The organism is Novilysobacter selenitireducens, assembly GCF_020026895.1.
Taxonomy (GTDB): domain Bacteria; phylum Pseudomonadota; class Gammaproteobacteria; order Xanthomonadales; family Xanthomonadaceae; genus Lysobacter_C; species Lysobacter_C selenitireducens.
This window is the reverse complement of sequence record NZ_JAINZW010000001.1, coordinates 560,636-582,880: the sequence shown is the minus strand read 5'-3', so window position 1 is coordinate 582,880 and position 22,245 is coordinate 560,636. Positions and strand designations below refer to the sequence as shown.

The following is a 22,245-nucleotide window of genomic DNA, read 5'->3' as shown; positions in this document are numbered from 1 at the left end:
CGGGCAGGTCAGCCGGCGGGCGTGGCGGCCGCGGCGACCGGCGCCTGCTCGGCCTTGCGCTTGTCCAGTGCCTGGCGCAGTTCGGCCGGCGGCACGTAGCCACCCATCTGGGTGCCGTCCTCGGCCAGGATCATCGGCGTGCCGGTCAGGCCGACGCGGCGGCCGATGTCGTACTGCTGGTTGACCGTCGTGGTGCAGTCGCGCTGCGGGATGCGCTTCTCGTCCTTGGCGTCTGTCATCGCCTTGCGGCGGTCGTCGGCGCACCACACCGACACCATCTTCTTGTAGTCCTCGCTGCCCAGGCCCATGCGCGGGAAGGCGAGGTATTCAATCGCGATGCCCTGCCGGTTGTACTCGGCCATCTCGCTGTGCAGCTTGCGGCAGTAGCCGCACTCCACGTCGGTGAACACGGTGACGGTGTGCACCGGGTTGGGCGGGGCGAACACGATGCGCTCGCTCTGCGGGATCTTCGCCAGCAGGTCGCGGCGCATGCCGGCCAGGGCGGACTCGGTCAGGTTGCGCTTGTCCTGCGCGTCGTACAGCGCACCGCCGCTGCCGGGCAGGAACAGGTAACGCCCGTCGTCGCTGACGTACACCACCTGCCCACCCACGATGGCCTCGCGGAAGCCGGGCATCGGCGACTCGGCGATGCGTTCCACCGGGATGCTCGGATTGAGGCCGCGGATCGCCTCCAGCGCACGCGCTTCGGGCGTGCCGGCGGCCGGCGTCGGCTCGTTGGGCGACGCGGCCACGGCGGCGGCCGGCACACCGTCCTGCGCGGCGGCGGGCGCCTGCGCATCCGGGGCCTGGGCACAGGCCGAAAGGCTGATCGCGCTGAACGCAACAAGGAGCAAACGCTTCATCGGGACATCCTGGAGTGCGGCCGGGCCGCGACGGTGGATCGGCCCGCGATTGTGGCATGCGTAGCCGAGCGCAGCCGGAACGCCGGGTGAGTGGGTACCGGGCGGCGGGCGGCTTTCGTGGGAGCGGCTTCAGCCGCGACCGCGATGATGGACCGTACTCGCTGATCCACTCCCTCTTGTAGGAGCGACGTGAGTCGCGACCAAGACCGTCGTGCGCATGCGAATCGCGACTTGCCTCGCTCCTGCACGAAGGGCCGGATCACGCCGTGAACTGGATCGCGGCTGAAGCCGCTCCTACAGTCGACCAGGGACCCATCAACGCATTCACCCCCGTGGGTGGTGCTGCGCATGCAGCTTCTTGAGCTGCTCGCGCGCCACCAGCGTGTAGATCTGCGTGGTCGACAGCGAGCTGTGGCCCAGCAGCATCTGCAGCGCGCGCAGGTCGGCGCCGTGGTTGAGCAGGTGGGTGGCGAAACTGTGGCGCAGGCCGTGCGGGCTGATGCGCCGCGGGTCGATTCCGGCCGCCGCGGCCTGGCGTTTCACCACGTGCCAGAACTGTTGCCGCGTAGGCGCCTCGCCCGCCGGCGTCAGGAACAGCGGCGCGAGGGTGCGCTTGCCCACCAAGGCCGGGCGCGACTGCGCGAGGTAACGCTCCAGCCAGTGCCGCGCCTCCTCGCCCAGCGGCACCAGGCGCTCGCGCCCGCCCTTGCCGACCACGCGCAACACGCCCTGGCGCAGGTTGACCCCGGTGGCTGGCAGGCCAACCAGCTCGCTGACGCGCAGGCCGCAGGCGTACATCAGCTCCAGCATCGCGCGGTCGCGAAGGCCTTCCGGGCTGGAGTCGTCCGGTGCCGCCAGCAGCGCCTCGATCTCGGTCTCGGCCAGCGCCTTGGGCAGCGAGCGCGGCAGTTTGGGCGGCTGCAGCAACGCGGTCGGGTCGTCTGCGCGCAGGCCCTGCCGCACGGTCCAGCCGAAGAATGTGCGCAGCGCCGACAGCAGGCGCGCATTGCTGCGCGGCGAATACTGCTGCTGCGCGCGCCATGCCAGGTAGTCGAACAGGGCAGCGCGGTCAGCCACGACGAGCCCGCCGCCGCGTGGCGCGAGCCAGCGCGCGGTGCCTTCCAGGTCGCGCCGGTAACTGTCGAGGGTGGGCCGCGCCAATCCGTGCTCGGCCCAGATCGCATCGAGGAAGCGGTTGATGTCGCCACTGTCGGCGTCGGGCAACGGCGGCAGCGCCATCGCCAGTTGCCGGCGTTGCGCGGGCGTGCGGGGGCGCTCGGTCATGGCCATGAGCTTAGCGACTATCCTGTTGCGATGGCTTCCGACGACCCGCTGCGCGCGCCTGCGCCCCGCCCCTCATCGCACATCGGCTGGCGCCTGCTGGCGCTGCTGTACGACCTGTTCCCGGCACTGGCGCTGTGGTTCGTGGTGGGCGCGGTCAGCCTGCAGTTGCATGGCGGCGAGCCGGTGCGCGCCGACACCCTGGCCGGGTGGCTGGAGCTGGTCGCGCTGTGGGCCGTGACCGGCGCGTACGCCATCGCCAGCTGGCGCCGCGGCGGGCAGACGCTCGGCATGCGGCCGTGGCGGCTGAAGGTGGAAGCACGCGATGGCGGCACCGCGTCGTGGCGCGCGCTCTCCATCCGCTATGCGGTCGGCACGGTGTCGCTGTTGCTGGCGGGACTGGGGTTCTGGTGGGCGTGGGTCGACCGTGATCGGCTTACGTGGCACGACCGGGCCAGTGGGACTCGATTGGTGCGGACGGAAAAACCCGCGCGCGGGTAGTCCCCGGGACCTTGCGCGGTACGACCGGGCCAGCGGCACGCGGCGGGTACCTGTGCATCAACCCCGCTTGGCTCCCCACCTCGTGCTGCGACGCAGTGTCAGCCCGAACGCCGCCGGAACAGAAACGCCGACACCGCCAGCATGATCGCCGTCGGCAGCGCATAGGCAACGCGGTAGTCGAACTTGTAGACGCTGGCGAGCTGCACGAACTGCGTCTGCAGCAGCCAGAACCCCAGCGAGAACACGATGCCGATGAACAACCGGCGGCCCATGCCGCCGCTGCGCAGCGTGCCGAACGCGAACGGGATCGCCGCCAGGCACAGCGCCAGCACGTTGACGGGATAGAACCACCGGCCCCAGTAGTGCTCCTGGAACTCGCTGGCATCGAGCTGGTTGCGCTCGCGGTAGGCCGCGGCGGCGCGCAGCTGGGACGCCGACAGGTAGCGTGGCCGGTCGATGTCGGCGCTTAACGCAGTGGCATCGAGCTGTGAATCCCAGCGCTCCTCCTGCACCTCGGTCTGGCTGACCGAGCGCGCATCGAAATAGGTGCGGGTGACGTTGCGCAGCAGCCAGCCGCCCGGCCGGTGCTCGGCGATGCGCGCCAGCGCCAGCGACTCCAGCCGGCCGTCGGGTGCGAACTCGTACAGGCGCACGTCCTGCAGCTCCAGCCAGCGGTCTTCGCCGTCGTCGCGCTCCTCGCCGCCCTGTGCGTTGAGGATGGTGTTGCCCTCGCGCGCCCAGACACCCGAATAGCGCGCCACGATCATGTCGTTGGACCGCGACGACGCCTTGAGCGCATCGGCCTGGCGCTGGCCCCAGGGCCCGAGCGTCTCGCCGTTGACCACCATCAGCGCGGTCACCACCGCGATTGCGCCGACCACCGTCACGCCCAGCCGACGCCGCGAAAGCCCGACCGCGCGCAGCGCGGTGAGCTCGGAGGTGGCCGCCAACTGCCCCAGCGCCATCAGCGCGCTGATCACCGCCGCATACGGAAACAGATAGTGCGCGCGGCGCGGCACCGTGTAGGCCACGTAGGTCAGCGCATCGACCACGCCGTACCGGCCCTGGCCGACATCGCCCAGCTCCGACACCAGCGCCAGCATCGCGTCCAGGCCCAGCAGCACGCCCCACGTGAGCAGTAGCGTGCCCAGCACCGTGCGGCCGACGTACAGGTCGTGGATCTTGGGGAACGGCATCATGAAAGCACCCGCCGCAGGCGACCCATGCGCCCGTCACCGGCGAACTGCCAGATACCCAGGGCCAGCAGCGGCACCACCAGCCACCAGAGCCCGGCCGCCGCCGGCAGGCGCCCTTCCTCCAGCCAGCCGGTGCCCATCAGCATCAGGTTCATGCCGATCAGGTAGGTCAGGAACCCCATGACCATCGGGCCGTAGCGCGCCTGGCGCGGCGTGCTGCGCGCCAGCGGGATCGCCATCAGCGCGAACGCCAGCGCCAGCAGCGGCGGTGCGATGCGACGGTGCAGCTGCGCCTGCGCCTCGGGGCGCTCGTCGCCAAGCAATGCGGGCGTGGAGAGGATCTCGGGGTGGTTGGGGTCGACGTTGCCCTCGCCCACCGGCATCAGGATCTCGTTGCTGGCATAGCGCATCAGCCGCCAGTCCAGTGCACCCGAATCGAGCGGCCCTTCCACCTGGAACCCTTCGTTGAGCACGAGGTAGCGCTGCCCGTCCTCGCCCAGCGCGATCTCGCCGTCGTTGGACGTGGTGACGTCCATTCGGTCGCCGTCCTGCCGGTACACGAACACGCGCTGGAAGCGGCTGCCGTCGTTGGACATGTTGCCGATGAAGACCACCCCGCCGCCGCCGGGGATCTCCGTGAAGCTGCCCGGCTGCAGGCCGGCCACGATCAGGTTGCGGTTGGCCTCGGCGATCATCTCGCGCGAGATGCGCTCGGCCATCGGCCCCAGCCACAGCGAGCACGCCGCGATCACCAGGGCCATCGGGACCGTCAGCAGCATCAGCGGGCGCAGCAGGCGCCGCGGCCCCACGCCGATCGAGGCGATCACCGGCATTTCCGAATCCCGGTACAGGCGGCTCATCGCCAGCATCAGGCCCAGCATCAGGCCCAGCGGCAGGATCAGCGGCAGCCAGTTGAGCAGGACCAGGCCCAGCTGGGCCAGCATCATCCCGGCCGGCACCCGGCCCCGGGCGATATCGCTGAGCACGTCGGTAAAGGCCCCGCCCACGCACACGATCAGCAGCACCACGATCGTGGCGAACGTGGACTGGGCGAATTCGCTCAGCAGGTAGCGATCGAGCTTCGGCATCGGGGGAGGCAGGCAGGGGCTGGAGCGGCGCCGTGGCGGGGCCTGGAGCGCAGCGCACGGTACGGGACGGCGCAGTGTACTGAATGTGCATGAGCGGCCTCTGACCCTGGCGTGGCGCCGGCGCCTGCGCGGCGGCGGCGCGCCCGACGGACACCCCGGGGACCATGCTTTAGACTTGCAGGTTCGCTGGATGCCGGTCCGCGCCGCCCCTCGTGGCCGCGCCGACGACCGCCGTCCCGGCCGGCATGGCCTCGATGCCCAACGCCGGCACTCTTTCGTCTTTCGCTTCCCGGAACCGCTTCATGGCCCTCGAATTCAAGCTGAACTCCTCCGCCCCCGCCGCCTTTGATTGCGACTGCGTGGTCGTCGGCGCCTTCGCCGACGGCGGTCTCACCGAAGCCGCCAAGGCACTGGACGCTGCCAGCAATGGTCGCCTGGCCGCATTGGCCGCCCGCGGCGATGTCAGCGGCAAGTCGGGCAAGACCGCCCTGCTGCACGACGTGCCGGGCGTCACCGCGCCGCGCGTGCTGGTGGTGGGCCTGGGCGAGCAGGCCAAGTTCGGCGTGCCGCAATACCTCAAGGCCGTGGGCGATGCCGCCCGCGCACTGAAGGCCGGCCCTGCCGCGCATGCGCTGCTGACCCTGCCGGCCATTGCCGTGGAAGGCCGCGACAGCGCCTGGGCGATCCGCCAGGCCGCGATCGCCGCCGACCACGCCTGCTACCAGTACACCGCCACGCTGGGCGAGAAGTCGCGCACCAAGGTCGAGCCGGGCCTGCGCACGCTGACCCTGCAGGGCGACGACGAAACCGCGCTGGCCCAGGGCCAGGCCATCGCCGCCGGCGTGCAGTTCGCGCGCGAGCTCGGCCACCTGCCGCCCAACGTCTGCAACCCGTCGTACCTGGCCGCGCAGGCGCAGGAGTTCTGCGGCCGCTTCGACACCACCTCGTGCGAGGTGCTGGACGTGGCCGAGATGGAGAAGCTCGGCATGGGCGCGCTGCTGGCCGTGGGCCGCGGCTCGGCCAACACCCCCAAGCTGATCGCCATGAAGTACACCGGCGCCGGCGATGCCAAGCCGTACGTGCTGGTCGGCAAGGGCATCACCTTCGACACCGGCGGCATCAACCTCAAGGTGCAGGGCGGCATCGAGGAGATGAAGTTCGACATGTGCGGCGCGGCCACCGTGATGGGCACCTTCGTGTCCGCGGTCGGCATGAAGCTGCCGGTCAACCTGGTGGTGGTGGTGCCGGCGGTGGAGAACATGCCCGACGCCGACGCCTACCGCCCCTCCGACGTGCTGACCAGCATGGCCGGCATCACCATCGAGGTCGGCAACACCGACGCCGAGGGCCGGCTGATCCTGTGCGACGCGCTGACCTGGGCCCAGAAGTTCAAGCCCGAGGCACTGGTGGACGTCGCCACGCTGACCGGCGCCTGCATGGTCGCCCTGGGCAAGTACGCCTCGGGCCTGATGACCAAGCACGATGACCTGGCCACCGAGCTGACCAATGCCGGCGAGCATGTGTTCGACCGCGCCTGGCGCCTGCCGCTGTGGGACGAGTACCAGCCGATGCTGGATTCCAGCTACGCCGACGTCTACAACATCGGCGGCCGCTGGGCCGGCGCCATCACCGCCGGCTGCTTCCTGTCGCGCTTCACCGAAGGCCAGCGCTGGGCGCACCTAGACATCGCCGGCTCGGCATCGGATGAAGGCAAGCGCGGCATGGCCACCGGCCGTCCGGTCGGCCTGCTCAGCCAGTGGCTGATCGATCGGGCGGGCAAGTAAGAGACGGTTGGGGAGTGGGGTGCAGGGCCGAGGCCTTTTCTCCTGACGCCCCGCCCCCGATCCCTGCCCCCTACTCCTCGCCTCCAACGCCATGCGCGCCGACTTCTACCTGATCGCCAAACCGCGCTTCCGCGAGCAGCCGTTGCTGCTGGTGTGCGAACTGGCGCGCAAGGCCTGCGACGCGGGCCAGCCGGTGCTGCTGCTGGCGCGCGACGTGGCGCAGGCCGAGCAGCTCGACGACCTGCTGTGGTCGTTCGACCCGGATGCCTTCATCCCGCACCAGATCGCCGGCGAGGATGCGGACGAAGAAGAGGCCGCGGTGCTGATCGCCGCGCCCGAACACGACGCACCGATGCGCCCGCTGGTGATCAACCTGCGCGACGAGCCGGTGGACGGTGCGTTCGAGCGGGTGCTTGAAGTCGTGCCGGCAGACGAATCCGCCCGCGGCCCGTTGCGCGAGCGCTGGAAGCAGTACCAGGCCCGCGGCCTGGACGTTGAAAAGCACGATATGTAGCCCGGGTAAGCGCAGCGCACCCGGGACCCGCGCCCCGGGTGCGCTGCGCTTACCCGGGCTACGGTTTCCGCCCGTCGCGATCCGGGCGACGCATGACTCCAAGACACTGGATCCCCGCCTTCGCGGGGATGACGAGCCAGAGCAATCGAGATGACGACTTCGCTGTCCCCCAGCTACGACCCGACCCAGTTCGAAGCGCGCCTGTACCAGCAATGGGAGGCCAGCGGTGCGTTCAAGCCGCGCGGCGAGGGCGAGCCGTACTCGATCCTGCTGCCGCCGCCCAACGTCACCGGCACCCTGCACATGGGCCACGCGTTCCAGCACACGCTGCAGGACGCACTGGTGCGGTACCACCGCATGCGCGGCTTCGACACGCTGTGGCAGATGGGCACCGACCACGCCGGCATCGCAACCGAAATGGTGGTCTCGCGCAACCTGGCGCTGGAAGGCAAGGGCGAGACCCGCGACTCGCTGGGCCGCGAGGGCTTCATCAACAAGGTCTGGGAGTGGAAGCAACAGTCCGGTGACACCATCGAACGCCAGATGCGCCGGCTCGGCACGTCCGGCGACTGGTCGCGCAGCGTGTTCACCATGGACCCGATGGCCGCCGAGGCGGTGGTCGAGGCGTTCGTGCGCATGCACGAGGACGGGTTGATCTACCGCGGCCAGCGGCTGGTCAACTGGGACCCGGTGCTGAAGACGGCGATCTCCGACCTCGAGGTGGTCAACGAGGAGGAGGACGGCTCGCTGTGGTCGATCGCCTACCCGCTGACCGATGGCAGCGGAACGCTGGTCGTGGCCACGACGCGCCCGGAAACCATGCTCGGCGACACCGCGGTGATGGTGCATCCCGAGGACGAGCGCTACGCGCACCTCATCGGCAAGACCGTCACGTTGCCGTTGACCGGCCGCGAGATCCCGGTCATCGCCGATGCGTACGTGGACCGCGAGTTCGGCACCGGCGTGGTCAAGGTGACGCCGGCGCACGATTTCAACGACTACCAGGTGGGCCAGCGCCATGGCCTGCCACTGATCAACATCTTCACCCCGGAAGCGGCAACCAACGACGCCGTGCCCGAGCGTTTCCGCGGGCTGGACCGCTTCGCCGCGCGCGACGCGGTGGTGGCCGAGCTCGAGGACGCCGGCCTGCTGGTCGAGACCAAGCCGCACAAGCTGCAGGTCCCGCGCGGCGACCGCACCGGCCAGGTGATCGAGCCGTACCTCACCGACCAGTGGTTCGTGAAGATGGACGGGCTGGGCGCACGCGGTCTCGAGCTAGTGGACGGTGCCGATGGAAAGCCGGGCGAGATCCGGCTGGTGCCCGGCAACTGGGTCAACACCTACCGCCACTGGATGGAGAACATCCAGGACTGGTGCATCAGCCGCCAGCTCTGGTGGGGCCACCGCATCCCGGCGTGGTACGACGACGCCGGCCGCATCTATGTCGGCCGCGACGAAGCCGAGGTCCGCGCCAAGCACTCGCTCGGCAGCGATGTCGCGTTGACGCAGGACAGCGACGTGCTGGAGACGTGGTTCTCCTCGGCGCTGTGGCCGTTCTCCACGCAGGGCTGGCCCAACGAAAAGCTGATGGCCGAGCGCGGCTTCGACCGCTTCGTGCCGTCGTCGGTGCTGGTCACCGGCTTCGACATCATCTTCTTCTGGGTCGCGCGGATGATCATGGCGACCGACCACTTCACCGGCCGGGTGCCGTTCAAGGACGTCTACATCACCGGGCTGGTGCGCGACGCGCACGGCCAGAAGATGTCCAAGTCCAAGGGCAACATCCTCGACCCGCTGGACCTGATCGACGGCATCAGCCTGGACGACCTGCTGGCCAAGCGCACCACCGGCCTGATGCAGCCGAAGATGGCCGAGAAGATCGCCAAGGCCACGCGCAAGGAGTTCCCGGACGGCATCCCGGCGTTCGGTGCCGACGCGCTGCGTTTCACCATCGCCGCGCTGGCCGGACACGGGCGCGACATCCGCTTCGACCTCGGGCGTGCGGAGGGCTACAAGAACTTCTGCAACAAGCTGTGGAACGCCACGCGCTTCGTGCTGATGAACACCGAGGGCGCCGTGTTCCAAGGCGTGCCCCAGCCGCGCACCGACGCCGAGCGCTGGATCCTCGCGCGCTTGGACGCCACCGCCGCCGAGGCCGCGAAGCACTTCGCCGACTACCGCTTCGACCTGCTCAGCCAGGCGCTGTACGAGTTTGCGTGGAACGACTTCTGCGACTGGTTCGTCGAGCTGGCCAAACCCGCGCTCAACGGCGATGACGCCGAGGCCGCGGCCAGCACCCGCCACACCCTGCTGCACGTGCTGGAGCGCCTGCTCGCCCTGCTGCACCCGCTGGTGCCGTTCGTGACCGAGGAGCTGTGGCAGCAGGTGGCACCGCGCCTGGGCATCGACGGCGACACCATCATGCTGCGGGCTTACCCGGAGGCCGGCGACATCGACGTGTCCGGCTTCGGCTCGGCAAGCGACGACGTGGAGTGGCTGAAGGCCATGGTCACCGCGCTGCGCCGCATCCGCAGCGAGCTCAACGTGCCGCCGGCGCGCCAAGTCACGCTGCTGCTGGCCGGCGGCGACGCGTCAGACCACGCGCGTACGGACCGCTTCGCCGGCTCGCTGCGCTTCCTCAACAGGCTCGAGCGCATCGAGTGGCTGGACGACGCCGGCACCGCGCCGGCATCGGCAGCCGCGGTGGTCGGCGACCTGCGCCTGCTGGTGCCGCTGGAGGGCCTGGTCGACCTCGACGCCGAGCGCACGCGCCTGGACAAGGAGCTGAAGAAGGTCGAGTCCGAGATCGGCAAGTGCCGCGGCAAGCTGGCCAGCGATACCTTCGTCAGCAACGCCCCGCCGGCGGTGGTGGAGCAGGAGCGCAAGCGCCTGGCCGACTGGACGACGCAACTCGAGGCGTTGGCGGCGCAGCGCGCCAAGCTGGGCTGAGGCTGTGGGCCTGAGACCCGGGTCGCACGGTCTGTGCGATCCCGCGTCCGGTCACGTCACACCAGTTCGATCGCCATCACGATCGCGTCCTCGCGGCCATCGCGCGCGGGGTAGTAGCGCGGCCGGCGCCCGATCTCGTTGAAGCCTTCCTCGTGGTACAGCCCGATGGCGCCGCGGTTGGACGGTCGCACCTCAAGGAATACCCGCTGCACGGCGCGCCCGCGCGCCAGGTGCAGGAACGCGCGCACCAGCTTGCGGCCCAGTCCGCGCCCCTGGGCTTCCGGCGCGACGCACACGTTGAGCACGTGCGCCTCGCCCGCGGCGATGCTCATCAGGAAGTAGCCCAGGATGCGGCCGTCCTCGTGCAGGACCCAGGCCGGGTAATCGGCACGCAGGCAGTCGCGGAAGATGCCCAGCGTCCACGGGAACGGATAGGCACGGATCTCGATCGCATGCACCGCGTCGAGGTCGGATTCACGCATCGGCCGCAACAGCGGCGCGGTGAGCACCGTGTCGCTGGCCAGGGCGCTCATTGCCGGCCCTGCCGGCGGCGTGCCCGCAACCGCACCCACAGCGCGCGCTTGGCCACCGCATCGCCCTGGACCGCAGCGGTATCCACGCCCAGCTCCTGCAGGACGGCCTCGGCGGCGCGGGCGGTGCGCTGCCCGGCGGCGCGCAGCAGTGCGCGGTGCAGGGTGCGCAGGCCGGCCGATGGAGCGGTGACCGGGGATGGGGCCGCCCGCGCCTCTTGCGTCGGAACGATGGGTGGCTGAAGCGGCGGGCGTTTCGCCTCCACGGCTGGGCGAATACCGGCTGGAGCGGGTCCGGCCACCGCAGGGGGTTCGGACCTCAGCGCCGGCGGCGCGTGCATCGGGGCCTCATCGTGCGCCTCATCGGCCAACGACACGCGAGGCGCGCCCGCCATGAACACGGCATGCCCCATGGCACGCAGCCACTCGCACTGCTCGGCGGTCCACGGCAGGCTCATGCGACCGGCTCCGCCGGCTCGCGCCGCGCCTTGCGGACCAGCCAGGCCACCGGCCCGCTGGCCGCATACGTGGCGCAGGCCAGCAGCAGCACCGCCGGCGGGTCGATGGCGACCGCCACCAGCACCACCAGCGCGGCCAGGATCGCCGGGAACGGCACCCGGTCGTGCCGCGCCCCGCCCTTGAAACTGGAGTAGCGCACGCGGCTGACCATCAGCAGCGCGGCCGTCACCGTGACGCCCAGCGCCACGTAGCGCAGGTCTTCCCCCAGGTACCCCAGCGCGTGGCAGAGCCACACGAAGCTGGCGACCAGACCCGCCGCCGCCGGACTGGCCAGCCCGACGAACCAGCGCTTGTCGACCTGCGCCACCTGCGAGTTGAACCGCGCCAGCCGCAGCGCCGCACATGCCGCGTAGAGGAATGCCGCCACCCAGCCGACCTTGCCCGCGGTGGGCCCGTCGGCCGCGGTGAACGACAGCGCCCAGTGGTACATGACCAGCGCCGGGGCCAGGCCGAAGCTGATCAGGTCGGCGAGCGAGTCGTACTGCACGCCGAATTCACTCTGGGTATTGGTCAGGCGCGCCACCCGCCCGTCCACGCCATCAAGGATCGCCGCGACGAACACCGCGATGCAGGCGTCGTCGAACCGGCCCTGCGTGGCGGCGATGATCGCGTAGAAGCCGGCGAACAGGCCGCCGGTGGTGAACAGGTTGGGGAGCAGGTAGATGCCCCGGCCGCGGGGCCGTGGCGTGTGCGATGGGTCCATGTTTTCAAGTGTAGCGCTTGCCTGCAGCCCGCCGCGGTGCTGCAATCGGCGTCCCTGTACTGCCCGCGACCCCGCCTGGAGCTGAGCATGGCCCGTCCCGCCCGCCTTTCCGCTGTCCGCGCCACCCCGCTGCTGGGGGCCGGCCTGCTGGTGGCCCTGGTCGCCGCCCCCGCCCTGGCCGGCGAGGTCTACAAGTGGAAGGACGCCCAGGGCGTGACCCACTACTCCGATGCGCCGCCGGCCGGCAGCAACTATGAGAGCCGCGAAATCCGGCACCGGCCGGGCATGCCGGCCGCGGGCGAGGCCGCGGCCGAAAAGCCGGCCGAGAACAGCCAGTGCACCATCGCCCGATCCAATCTCGAAACGCTCGCCGGCGACGGCCCGGTCGGCGTTGACAGCGATGGCGACGGCACGCCCGACAGCACCATGGATGCGCAGCAACGGGCGGACCAGCGCGCGCTGGCCGAAGCGTCCATCCGCGCCAACTGCGGCGAGAACGCGGCGTCCTGAGCCTTCCGTCGCGCGAGTGGCGGGACAACCGGGAGTCGACGATCCCACGCGCCGGCGGGCGGTGACGCTGGTCGGGCGTGGCAGAATGCGCGGCCCACCCGCCTGAACGCCGCCGATGCGCCTGTCGCAGTTCCACCTCCATACCAGCAAGGAAACCCCCGCCGACGCCGAGGTCATCAGCCACAAGCTGATGCTCAAGGCGGGCATGATCCGCAAGCTTGCCGCCGGCCTGTACACGTGGAGCCCGCTGGGCCTGCGGGTGCTGCGCAAGGTCGAGCGCGTCGTGCGCGAGGAGATGGACGCCGCCGGCGCCATCGAGCTGCTGATGCCGGCGGTGCAGCCGCGCGAGTTGTGGGAGGAGACCGGACGCTGGGAGAAGTTCGGTGGCCAGTTGCTGAAGATCCAGGACCGCAAGGAGGCCTGGTACTGCTTCGGCCCGACCCACGAGGAAGTCATCACCGACTTCGCACGCAACGAGCTGTCCAGCTACAAGCAGCTGCCGGTCACCTGGTACCAGATCCAGACCAAGTTCCGCGACGAGATCCGCCCGCGCTTCGGCGTGATGCGCGCGCGCGAGTTCCTGATGAAGGACGCCTACTCCTTCCACTTGAGCGACGAGGACCTCGATCGCCAGTACCGGGTGATGTACGACGCCTACGGCCGCATCTTCACGCGGCTGGGGCTCGGGTTCCGCGCGGTGTTCGCCGATACCGGCGCGATCGGCGGCTCGGCCTCCCACGAGTTCCACGTACTGGCCGACTCGGGTGAGGACGCGATCGCGTTCTGCGAGGGCTCGAACTACGCCGCCAATGTCGAGCTGGCCGAAGCGCTGGCACCGGGCGAACGCCCGGCCGCCACCGAAGCCATGCGCACGGTCGACACGCCCACGCAGAAGACCTGCGAGGACGTCGCCGCGCTGATGGGCGTCGACCTGGCGCGCACGGTGAAGTCCATCGCCCTGATGGGCCAGCACGAACCGGGCGCGCCGCAGTTCGTGCTGGCGCTGGTGCGCGGCGACCACGCCGTCAACGAAATCAAGCTTTCCAAGGTTCCGGGTCTGGCCGACTACCGTCTGGCGACCGAAACCGAGATCGCAGGCCACCTCGGCAGCCAGCCCGGCTTCCTGGGCCCGGTCAATCCGAAGCGTCCCATCCGCGTGGTGGCCGACCGCAGCGTGGCCGCGATGGGCGACTTCGTGATCGGCGCCAACGTGCCCGGCCAGCACCTGGCCGGCGTGAACTGGGGCCGTGACCTGCCCGAGCCGGACGTCGTGGCCGATATCCGCAACGTCGTGGCCGGGGATGCCTCGCCCGATGGCGGCGGCACGCTGGGCATCGCGCGGGGCATCGAGGTCGGGCACGTGTTCCAGCTGGGCCGCAAGTACGCCGAGGCGATGAAGTGCACGGTGCTGGACGAGACCGGCAAGGCCGCCGTGCCGGCCATGGGCTGCTACGGCATCGGCGTCTCACGCATCGTCGCGGCGGCCATCGAGCAGAACCACGACGACGCCGGCATCCGCTGGCCGTCGGCGATGGCCCCCTGGCAGGCCGTGGTCTGCGTGATCAACCCGAAGAACGATCCCGCCGTGACCGAGGCCGCCGAGGCGCTGTACCGCGACCTGAATGCGGCCGGCGTCGAAACCGCCCTGGATGACCGCGGCCTGCGGCCGGGGGCGATGTTTGCCGATATCGAGCTGATCGGCATCCCGCACCGGGTGGTGGTGTCGGGACGCGGGCTGGAGGCCGGCACGTTCGAATATCGCCGCCGCGATGCTGCCGAATCCGAAAACCTCGACCGGACCGCCCTCTTCGGACGTATTGACGCCCGGCTCGCCGGTTGATGGCCGATGCCGGGATTTAGTCCCGGCACCACCCTGGGATTATCGCGGCCGCGCCGGCGATAAAACCATGCCATTACGCCCATGCATTTACGCCGGGCGTAGCGGAGCCGTATGATGGCGCCCGGCACCAGGGACGGTTTTTTCCTCCCGCACCCCCTATCCGGAGATATTCATGTCGATCGACGTCAATTCGCTGTCGGCCAAGGAACTCGAGTCCCTGATCAGCAAGGCCAAGAAGCGCAAGACCACCCTGGCCAAGCGCAAGCCGGTGTCCGTCGTGAAGAAGAAGCTGGCCGCGCAGGCCAAGGCCGAGGGCTACACCTTGGCCGAGCTGTTCGGCAGCGGCACCTCCACCCCGCGCGCGCCGGCGGCGGCCGGCAAGGCCAAGAAGGCCCGCAAGCCGCTGGGCAAGGTGGCGCCGAAGTACCGCAACCCGGCCAACCCGTCGGAAACCTGGACCGGGCGTGGCAAGCAGCCGCGCTGGCTGGCGGCCTACACCAGCGCCGGGCGCACGGTGGACGAGTTCGCAATTAAGTAAACCGCCTGCTGCGGTCAGGAAGAGAAAACGCCGGCCCAGCGCCGGCGTTTTCCATTTTTCTGGCCCGCATCTCCCCCACGGGACGGAGTTAGAGATTCCGGCGCGCCGGAAGCAACAGGTTGCCGAACAGCAGGCCCGCCACCAGCGCCAGCAGGATATTCACGACCGCCAGCATCGCCTCCTGCCCCGCATTCACGTCCTGCTGCTGGATCAGGGTCAGCAGGCCGCGCAGGCTGGTGCTGCCGGGGACCAGCATGATGATGCCGGGCACGCGGATGATCGCGCCGGGCCGCATCCACCAGCGCGCATAGGCGTTGCCCGCGACGGTGATGGCGAGCGCCGCGAGGAATACCCCGGCGGGACTGCCGAACGCGATGCCCGCGTACCTTGAAATCAGGTAGCCCCCCGCGGCCGCGGCCATCACCTTCGGATAATCCCGTCGGTCGCCACGGAACAGCACCGCGAACGCGAACGCCGCCACCACCAGCGCGCCCCATTCCACCCAGTCGGGCTGCGGCCGCAGCGCGCGCACCGCAGGCTCCAAACCCACCAGCGATGCCACGTACAGCGCGATCACGGTGCCGACGGTCAGTTTCATCACCGTCGTCACCGCACCGGCAAACCGCGCAGTGCCCGACACCAGGTGCTGGCTGGTCAGCTCGCTCATCGCATTGGTGAGTGCCAGTCCGGGCAGCAGCACGATCAGCGAGGCGATGATCACGGTGTTCTGGTTGAGTGGCGCCACGAAACTGGCCACCAGCACGGTCACGGCCGCCGCGACCACGCCGGCAATCGCGTCCACGCCTTCCTTCAGCCGCGGCCGCGAGTCCGCAAGCAGCACCAGCAGGCCGATGAGCAGGCCGTTGACCGCGGCCACCCCGATGTCGAGCCACGGCAAGCGCAGCAGGCCCGCGACGCCCGACGCCGCCAGCACGAAGCCCAGCACCTGCAGCGACCGCGCGGTCCTGGTCGGCGGCCGGTCCAGTGCCTGCATCGCCGAGTGCGCTTCGGCCAGGTTGAGCTCACCCGCCAGCACCGCCTCGGCGATGCGGTCGGTCTCGCCCAGCCGGTGCAGGTCGTTCTCGCCGGGCGGCAGGCGGATCACGCGGGTGGTGTCGCTCTCGCCGGGCGGACGCTGCGGGTCGCTGAAGGTCAGGATCATCCCGGTGGGATTGGACCAGGGTTCGCACTCGAGCTTGAGCTTGTGCGCCACGGAAGTGATTGCCGCCTCGAGGCGCTGCGACGTCGTGCCGTAGGCGTGCAGCCGCTCGGCCAGCTCGATCACGAAATGGATGCGCGCGGCGTAGGTCGCGTTGCTCAGGGGGGCGGGCGTCATGCGCGGAAGCATGGCACGACGATGTGGCCGGTTGTCATGCGGCAGTCGCTCGAATCACAAGGACCGCCTGCAACGCCCCTCACGCCCCGCACGCGCCCCTGTGTATCCTCGCCCGGACCCATGACCGCACCCCCCGCGCACACCCCGACCGCCAGCCACGAGGGCGACACGCCGGACGCCGCGCGCCTGTCCGGCCGCTGGACGTTGCGCCATGCCACCGCGATCAGCCAGGCACTGACCAACCTGCCCGAATCGGTGCGCGCCCTGGACGTCCGTGGCGTCGACCGGATCGACTCGCTCGGCGTGCTGCAGCTGATCCGGTTCGCACGCCGCCGCGAGCTGCCGTTCGAGGGCTTCACGTTCGATGAGCGCCACCGCGCGCTGGTGGCCGCCATCGAGGATGTCGCCGATGACCGCCCCAAGCGCAAGCGCGAGTACGGCGTGGCCGCCGCGCTGGCCCGCCTGGGCTTTGCCGTCACGGACAACTGGAAGGAAGTGCTGGCGCTGGTCGCCTTCTTCGGAGAAGTGCTTCTCAAGCTGCTGCGCATGGTGCGCGATCCGCGTCGCTTCCGCGCCACCGCCACCGTCCACCACATGGAGCAGGTCGGCCTGGACGCGGTGCCGCTGGTGGCGCTGCTGTGCTACCTCGTCGGCGCGGTCATCGCCTTCCTGGGCTCGACCATCCTCAAGGATTTCGGCGCCGTCATCTTCGTGGTCGAACTGGTCAGCATCGCGTTCCTGCGCGAGTTCGGCGTGCTGCTGACCGCGATCCTGCTCGCCGGCCGCACCGCCAGCGCCTTTACCGCGCAGATCGGCGCGATGGTCAGCCGCGAGGAGGTCGACGCGATCCGCACCCTGGGCCTGGACCCGATCGACCTGTTGGTGATCCCGCGCGTGCTGGCGCTGCTGGTGATGCTGCCGCTGCTGACGTTCGTGGCGATGATCGCCGGCCTGCTCGGCGGCCTGACGGTGGGCGCCTACGGCCTGGACATTCCGCCGGAGGCCTACCTGGCCCGGATGCAGGACACGATGGAGCTGCGCCACTTCCTGGTCGGCCTGGTCAAGGCGCCCGTGTTCGCGATGGTGATCGCGCTGATCGGCTGCCTGGAGGGCCTGCAGGTCGAGGGCACCGCGCAGTCCGTGGGCGAGCGCACCACCTCCAGCGTGGTGCAGGCGATCTCGCTGGTGATAATCATCGACGCGTTCGCGGCGATCTGGTTCATGGAGATGGGCTGGTGAGCGACGCCGCCGACCGCGCGCGCATCGCCGGGGCGCACCCGTCGCAGGAACCCATCGTCCGCGTGCGCGGGCTGGTGAACCGCTTCGGCGAGCAGGTGGTGCACGACGGGCTGGACCTGGACGTGATGCCCGGGGAGATCCTCGGCGTGGTCGGCGGATCGGGTACCGGCAAATCGGTGCTGATGCGCTCGATCCTGGGCCTGCGCGTCCCCAACGAGGGCGAGATCGAAGTGCGCGGCATCGATGCGCGCAGCGACGACCCGGAACTGCGCCGGCAGATTGAGCGCAGCACCGGCGTGCTGTTCCAGGATGGCGCGCTGTTTTCCTCGCTGACCGTGGGCGAGAACGTCCAGGTGCCGCTCAAGGAGCACCACCCCGAGCTGCCCGATTCGCTGCGCTACGAGCTGGCCCTGTTGAAGGTGAAGCTGGCCGGACTGCCGGCGGACGCGCTCGACAAGCTGCCCTCGCAACTTTCGGGCGGCATGCGCAAGCGCGCGGGCCTGGCGCGCGCGCTTGCGCTCGATCCCCCGCTGCTGTTCCTGGACGAACCCACGGCCGGGCTGGACCCGATCGGCGCGGCCGCGTTCGACCGCCTGATCCGAACGCTGCAGGAAGCGCTGGGCCTGACCGTGTTCCTCATCACACACGACCTCGACACCCTTTACGCTATCTGCGATCGCATCGCGGTGATCGCCGACCGAAAGGTGATCGCATGCGCCCCACGCGAGGAGATCGAACAGGTCGACCACCCGTGGGTGCAGGACTATTTCCACGGACCGCGCGCGCGCGCGGCACAACGGGCCCACGCGGCCCAGGGCGGTTGAGATGGAAACACGCGCCAACTACGTGCTGATCGGCGCTTTCACGATCATCGTGTCGCTGTTCCTGCTGCTGTTCGCGCTGTGGGCGGCCAAGTACTCGTCCGAGAAGAGCTGGCGGGAATACGACGTGATCTTCAACGAACCGGTCACCGGCCTGTCGGAGGGCAGCAACGTCCAGTACAACGGCATCTCTGTCGGCACGGTCGATGCGCTGAGCCTGGCGCCGGACGACCCGCGCCAGGTGATCGCACGTCTGCGCCTGCAGGCCGACGCGCCGGTCAAGGCCGATACGCGCGCCAAGATGTCGATGACCGGCATCACCGGCAGCCCGATCATCCAGCTCACCGGCGGCACGCCCGGCAGCCCGGCGCTCGCCGACGTCGACGACCGGGACATCCCGGTGATCCTGACCGAGCCGTCCGCGCTGCAGAACATCGCCGACACCGCCAACCGCCTGGTCGCCCGGCTCGACCAGGTGCTGAGCGAGGAGAACGTCGAGCGCGTCGCCAACACGCTGGAGAACATCGAGACGATGACCGGCACCGTGGCCGAGCAGCGCGAGGAACTGCGCGCGATGATCGTCAACGCGCGCCAGGCCAGCGAACAGCTCAACGCCACCCTGGCCACCACCAACCAGGCGGTGCAGGACATCGACCGCGAGCTGGTCGACAAGCTGCCCGCGCTGGTTTCCAAGCTCGACAACACCTTGGCCAACCTCGACCGCACCGCGCTCAGCGCCAACGGCATCCTCAACGAGAACCGCGCCGCCATCAGCAGCTTCGCCAACGATGGCCTGGCCCAGCTCGGCCCGACGCTGGGCGAGCTGCGCGGGCTGGTCCGCGACCTGCGCCGCATCAGCGACCGCCTCGACAACAACCCCGCCGGCTACCTGCTCGGCCGCGACGCGCCCAAGGAGTTCGAACCCGAATGAGCGCCCTGCCCCCTTCCTTTCGTGCGCCTGTGCGCGCCCTCGCCGCCTTCGCACTCCTGACGGTGCTGACCGCCTGCGGCCTGCTCGGCGGCGGCAAGCGCGACCGGATCACCATCTATTCGCCCGACCCGCGCGTGCAGGCCGACCCGTCGTGGCCGACGGTGGATTGGCAGCTGTCGCTCACCAGCCCGGAGGCGGCGCGGATGATCGACAGCCTGCGCATTGCCGTGCGCCCCAGCCCCGCGGAACTGCAGGTCTACAAGGGCGCGAACTGGGCCAAGCGCCCGACCGACATGCTGCAGGACACGCTGCTTCGCGCACTGGAAGACTCCGGCAAGATCCCGGCCGTGGCCCGCCAGGGCAGCGGCATCAGTGCCGACTACAAACTGGTGCTGGACCTGCGCCGCTTCGAAGCCGATTACCCGCAGCCCGGTGGACTGCCGGCCGCGACGATCGAAGTCAACGCCAAGCTGCTGCACGCGCAGGACCAGAAGGTGGTCGCAGCGCGGACGTTCCTGGAGGCCGAGCCCGCATCGAGCACGGCAATCCCCGACGTCGTGGCCGCATTCGACCGGGGGCTGTCCACGCTGGGCGGCGACATGGCGGGGTGGATCCTGACCACCGGACAGCAGCACGAGGCCGGGGCGCACTAGAGCGGCTGGGGCCAGGGGGCTAGGGGCCAGGGGCCAGGGGCTGGCGAAAGCCTGCCTCATTGCCCCGAAGATTTGCGGGTCGTCCTGGTGGCTTCAGTGCATCGCCAAGTTCGAGTAACCGTGCCCGCTAGGCCCTAGCCTCCAGTCCCTAGCCCCTTAACAAGCCGGAACGTGAGGTTGATGCGCTCGCCGACCGGACGCGCGGTGCGCGGCAGCGCGTGGCGGTAATGCTGCTGGGAGCCTTCGCCCATCACCAGCAGGCTGCCCGATACCAGTTCCAACGTGGCCTTGGTGGCGGGGCGGTCGACGTGCTTCAGCACGAACCGCCGCGTCGCCCCCAGGCTGACCGACGCGATCACGGGTGCCGGTCCGAGGTCGCGCTCGTCGTCGCGATGCCAGCCCATGCAGTCGCGCCCATCGCGGTAACGGTTGGCCAGCACGCTGTTGAACGGGACACCAAGCTCGCGTGCGAGCCGGTCGCGCACGGGCACCAGCATCGGCGGCCACGGATGGGGTGCGTGGCGCGTGCCCGAGTAGCGGTACTGCGCGCCCGGGTCGCCGATCCAGCAGCTCAAGCGTGGCGCGTCGTGCTCGCGCCCGAACAGGCGGACGCGGTGGTTGGCCCACGGGACCGCATCGATCAACTCGCGCAGCAGCGCATCGGCCTCGCCAGAGGCCAGCCACTGAGCGTCAAGGGCGACCGCGGCGTCCGGCAGCGGGATCGTTTCAAGGGCCATGCACCACGCTAGCACGGTGGATTTGCGACAATCCCGGCCCTTCCCGCGAGCCGCGACACGGAGCAGCCAGCATGAGCGAGACGACCCCCGACACCGAACGCGACGTCATGGAGTACGACGTCGTCACCGTCGGCGCCGGCCCGGCCGGGCTCTCGTTCGCCATCCGCCTCAAGCAGCTCAACCCGGAGATCTCGGTCTGCGTGATCGAGAAGTCATCCACCATCGGCGCGCACATCCTGTCCGGCGCGGTGATCGAAACCGGCCCGCTCGACGCGTTGCTGCCGAACTGGCGCGACAACCCGCCGCCGATCTGCGTGCCCGCGACCGAAGACGAGTTCTGGCTGCTGAGCAAGGACGGTGGCCGCAAGCTGCCGGTGCCGCCCGGCATGCACAACGACGGCAATGTGATCGTCAGCCTGGGCGCGATGTGCGCGTGGCTGGCGCCGCAGGCCGAGGCGCTGGGCGTGGAGATCTACCCCGGCTTCGCGGCCGCCGAAACCTTGCATGACGACGCTGGTGCGGTGGTCGGCGTGCGTATCGGCGACATGGGCGTGGCGCGCGACGGCTCGCACAAGCCGGGCTACACCGCCGGCATCGATATCCGCGCCAAGGTCACCGTGCTCGCCGAAGGCGCACGCGGCCACCTGACCAAGCGGCTGGTGAAGAAATTCAAACTCGATGCCGATAGCGACCCTCAGGGGTATTCGATCGGCATCAAGGAACTCTGGCAGGTGCCGGAAGGGCGCACATCGCCCGGCAAGATCGTGCACAGCTTCGGTTGGCCGGCCGACACCGCGACCTACGGCGGCAGCTTCCTGTACCACCTGGACAACAACCGCATCGCGCTGGGCTTCGTCAGCGGCCTGGACTACAAGGACCCGAACTACCGGCCGTGGGAGGCCTTCCAGCAGTGGAAGAACCACCCGATGGTCAAGCCGCTGCTGGACGGCGGCACGATCGAATCCGCCGGCGCGCGCGCCATCGTCACCGGCGGCTGGCAGTCATTGCCGAAGGTCGAAATGCCGGGCGCGCTGCTGATCGGCGACACCGCCGGCCTGCTCAACGTGCCCAAGGTCAAGGGCACCCACCAGGCGATCCGCAGCGGCATGCTGGCGGCCGAGCACCTCGCCGCTGGCGCACTCTCGCCCGATGGTTTTGACGCCAAGCTGCGCGATTCCGACGCGATGGCCGAGCTACGCAAGGTCCGCAACATCAAGCCCGGCTTCAAGCGCGGGCTGTGGTTCGGATTGCTCAACGCCGCATGGGAAACCGTCACCGGCGGCCGCTCGCCGTGGACGCTGAAGAATTCGCCGGACTGGTCGTCGCTGGAGAAGCTGGAGGAGTACGACTCACCCGACCGGGGCTGGGGCGAGCGCGAGCTGCCCCCGCGCGATCGACTGGCCGGCGTCTACTTCGCCGCCACCGAGCACGACGAGGACCAGCCGGTCCACCTTCGCGTGCTCGACCCCAGCATCTGCGTCACCCGCTGCACGCAGGAGTACGGCAATCCCTGCACCCGCTTCTGCCCCGCGGCCGTCTACGAGATCGTCGACGACCCCGATGGCCCCGCCGGCACCGGCACCGGCAAGCGCCTGCAGATCAACGCCGCCAACTGCGTCCACTGCAAGACCTGCGACATCAAGGACCCGTACGAAATCATCGACTGGGTGACGCCGGAGGGCGGGTCGGGGCCGAATTACCGGAACCTGTAA

Annotated in this window: 21 protein-coding genes; 12 read left to right on the top strand and 9 right to left on the bottom strand. The window is 69.8% G+C overall.

Annotated features, from left to right (window positions below; all coding sequences use genetic code 11):
* Positions 1-8 precede the first annotated feature (8 nt).
* Positions 9-863, bottom strand: coding sequence for a DsbC family protein (locus K6753_RS02610; protein ID WP_223674617.1), 855 nt, complete (start codon positions 861-863; stop codon positions 9-11).
* A gap of 324 nt (positions 864-1,187) precedes the next feature.
* Complete coding sequence (gene xerD / locus K6753_RS02605; protein ID WP_425492042.1) at positions 1,188-2,147, bottom strand: site-specific tyrosine recombinase XerD; 960 nt, start codon at positions 2,145-2,147, stop codon at positions 1,188-1,190.
* A 30-nt stretch (positions 2,148-2,177) separates the two neighbouring features.
* Between xerD and K6753_RS02600 the strand changes: the two genes are divergently transcribed.
* Positions 2,178-2,645 (top strand): RDD family protein, encoded by a 468-nt coding sequence (locus K6753_RS02600; RefSeq protein ID WP_223674615.1) that lies wholly within the window; start codon positions 2,178-2,180, stop codon positions 2,643-2,645.
* Positions 2,646-2,743: 98 nt separating this feature from the next.
* On the opposite strand, the gene lptG is transcribed toward K6753_RS02600, so the two are convergent.
* Both lptG and lptF read right to left on the bottom strand, forming a co-directional pair.
* Positions 2,744-3,844, bottom strand: coding sequence for an LPS export ABC transporter permease LptG (gene lptG / locus K6753_RS02595; RefSeq protein WP_223674614.1), 1,101 nt, complete (start codon positions 3,842-3,844; stop codon positions 2,744-2,746).
* Positions 3,841-4,929 carry an LPS export ABC transporter permease LptF gene (gene lptF, locus K6753_RS02590; protein WP_223674613.1) on the bottom strand — a complete coding sequence of 363 codons (1,089 nt, stop codon included), beginning with the start codon at positions 4,927-4,929 and terminating at the stop codon, positions 3,841-3,843. Before lptF ends, lptG begins: the two co-directional genes overlap by 4 nt.
* 302 nt (positions 4,930-5,231) lie before the next feature.
* Between lptF and K6753_RS02585 the strand changes: the two genes are divergently transcribed.
* From K6753_RS02585 to K6753_RS02575, 3 genes are all read left to right on the top strand, one after another.
* Positions 5,232-6,713: a leucyl aminopeptidase gene (locus tag K6753_RS02585; RefSeq protein ID WP_223674612.1), complete on the top strand. Its 1,482-nt coding sequence runs from the start codon at positions 5,232-5,234 to the stop codon at positions 6,711-6,713.
* 91 nt (positions 6,714-6,804) lie between these two features.
* Complete coding sequence (locus K6753_RS02580; RefSeq protein WP_223674611.1) at positions 6,805-7,227, top strand: DNA polymerase III subunit chi; 423 nt, start codon at positions 6,805-6,807, stop codon at positions 7,225-7,227.
* A 150-nt stretch (positions 7,228-7,377) separates the two neighbouring features.
* Complete coding sequence (locus tag K6753_RS02575; RefSeq protein ID WP_223674610.1) at positions 7,378-10,176, top strand: valine--tRNA ligase; 2,799 nt, start codon at positions 7,378-7,380, stop codon at positions 10,174-10,176.
* Positions 10,177-10,232: 56 nt separating this feature from the next.
* On the opposite strand, the gene rimI is transcribed toward K6753_RS02575, so the two are convergent.
* The 3 genes from rimI to pssA are packed head-to-tail and all read right to left on the bottom strand — an operon-like array spanning position 10,233 to position 11,928.
* Positions 10,233-10,709, bottom strand: coding sequence for a ribosomal protein S18-alanine N-acetyltransferase (gene rimI / locus K6753_RS02570; RefSeq protein WP_223674609.1), 477 nt, complete (start codon positions 10,707-10,709; stop codon positions 10,233-10,235).
* Positions 10,706-11,164: a hypothetical protein gene (locus tag K6753_RS02565; protein WP_223674608.1), complete on the bottom strand. Its 459-nt coding sequence runs from the start codon at positions 11,162-11,164 to the stop codon at positions 10,706-10,708. Before K6753_RS02565 ends, rimI begins: the two co-directional genes overlap by 4 nt.
* Complete coding sequence (gene pssA, locus K6753_RS02560; protein ID WP_223674607.1) at positions 11,161-11,928, bottom strand: CDP-diacylglycerol--serine O-phosphatidyltransferase; 768 nt, start codon at positions 11,926-11,928, stop codon at positions 11,161-11,163. Before pssA ends, K6753_RS02565 begins: the two co-directional genes overlap by 4 nt.
* A gap of 87 nt (positions 11,929-12,015) precedes the next feature.
* On the opposite strand from pssA, the gene K6753_RS02555 reads away from it, so the two are divergent.
* The 3 genes from K6753_RS02555 to K6753_RS02545 all read left to right on the top strand — a co-directional run bounded on the left by K6753_RS02555 (position 12,016) and on the right by K6753_RS02545 (position 14,816).
* On the top strand, positions 12,016-12,438 hold the full coding sequence (locus K6753_RS02555) for a DUF4124 domain-containing protein (RefSeq protein WP_223674606.1): 423 nt from the start codon (positions 12,016-12,018) through the stop codon (positions 12,436-12,438).
* 115 nt (positions 12,439-12,553) lie between these two features.
* The gene (locus K6753_RS02550; protein ID WP_223674605.1) at positions 12,554-14,278 is read left to right on the top strand and encodes a proline--tRNA ligase; all 1,725 of its coding nucleotides are present in this window, start codon (positions 12,554-12,556) and stop codon (positions 14,276-14,278) included.
* A gap of 172 nt (positions 14,279-14,450) precedes the next feature.
* Positions 14,451-14,816 carry an H-NS histone family protein gene (locus K6753_RS02545; protein ID WP_223674604.1) on the top strand — a complete coding sequence of 122 codons (366 nt, stop codon included), beginning with the start codon at positions 14,451-14,453 and terminating at the stop codon, positions 14,814-14,816.
* Positions 14,817-14,904: 88 nt separating this feature from the next.
* On the opposite strand, the gene K6753_RS02540 is transcribed toward K6753_RS02545, so the two are convergent.
* Positions 14,905-16,152 (bottom strand): threonine/serine exporter family protein, encoded by a 1,248-nt coding sequence (locus K6753_RS02540; protein WP_223674603.1) that lies wholly within the window; start codon positions 16,150-16,152, stop codon positions 14,905-14,907.
* 120 nt (positions 16,153-16,272) lie between these two features.
* Between K6753_RS02540 and K6753_RS02535 the strand changes: the two genes are divergently transcribed.
* From K6753_RS02535 to K6753_RS02520, 4 genes are read left to right on the top strand one after another with little or no spacing between them, the layout of a single operon-like run.
* Complete coding sequence (locus K6753_RS02535; protein WP_223674602.1) at positions 16,273-17,391, top strand: ABC transporter permease; 1,119 nt, start codon at positions 16,273-16,275, stop codon at positions 17,389-17,391.
* Complete coding sequence (locus tag K6753_RS02530) at positions 17,388-18,215, top strand: ABC transporter ATP-binding protein (protein WP_223674601.1); 828 nt, start codon at positions 17,388-17,390, stop codon at positions 18,213-18,215. Before K6753_RS02535 ends, K6753_RS02530 begins: the two co-directional genes overlap by 4 nt.
* A 1-nt stretch (position 18,216) precedes the next feature.
* Entirely contained in the window at positions 18,217-19,143 is a 927-nt protein-coding gene (locus K6753_RS02525; RefSeq protein ID WP_223674600.1) for an MlaD family protein, read from the top strand.
* Positions 19,140-19,796, top strand: a complete 657-nt coding sequence (locus tag K6753_RS02520; protein ID WP_223674599.1) for an ABC-type transport auxiliary lipoprotein family protein — start codon at positions 19,140-19,142, stop codon at positions 19,794-19,796. The genes K6753_RS02525 and K6753_RS02520 overlap by 4 nt, the downstream gene beginning before the upstream one ends.
* Before the next feature lie 134 nt (positions 19,797-19,930).
* Here K6753_RS02520 and K6753_RS02515 read toward each other — a convergent pair whose 3' ends face one another.
* The gene (locus K6753_RS02515; RefSeq protein ID WP_223674598.1) at positions 19,931-20,533 is read right to left on the bottom strand and encodes an alpha-ketoglutarate-dependent dioxygenase AlkB family protein; all 603 of its coding nucleotides are present in this window, start codon (positions 20,531-20,533) and stop codon (positions 19,931-19,933) included.
* Between the two features lie 71 nt (positions 20,534-20,604).
* On the opposite strand from K6753_RS02515, the gene K6753_RS02510 reads away from it, so the two are divergent.
* Positions 20,605-22,245, top strand: coding sequence for an electron transfer flavoprotein-ubiquinone oxidoreductase (locus K6753_RS02510; protein ID WP_223674597.1), 1,641 nt, complete (start codon positions 20,605-20,607; stop codon positions 22,243-22,245).